This is a genomic window from Pseudoalteromonas sp. SIMBA_162 (genome assembly GCF_046535955.1).
In the GTDB taxonomy this organism is placed as follows: Bacteria; Pseudomonadota; Gammaproteobacteria; order Enterobacterales; family Alteromonadaceae; genus Pseudoalteromonas; species Pseudoalteromonas marina.
In genome coordinates, this window is record NZ_JAWJBQ010001252.1 from 1 (window position 1) to 234 (window position 234).

Annotated in this window: 1 protein-coding gene; it reads right to left on the bottom strand. The window is 36.3% G+C overall.

The window, feature by feature from the left end:
- The coding region (locus tag R0J88_RS23640) for a prepilin-type N-terminal cleavage/methylation domain-containing protein (protein ID WP_410901407.1) at window positions 1-155 on the bottom strand (155 nt) is incomplete at its 3' end.
- Between the last annotated feature and the right edge of the window lie 79 nt (window positions 156-234).

Consider the following 234-nt stretch of genomic DNA (forward strand, 5'->3'; position numbering starts at 1 on the left):
TTTTCTAAAGCGACAATATCGGCTATCACTTTTTGCTGGTTAGCTTTTTCCTGATTACCTAATACATTGGGTAACACCATAGTGGCCAAAATACCGATAATGGCAATAACCACCATTACTTCGACCAATGAAAAACCTTGTTGATTACGTCTCATAGCTAAAGCCCTACACTATTATTTAATTGTAAAATGGGTTGAATGATAGACAGCACAATAAAGAATACGATACCTGCCA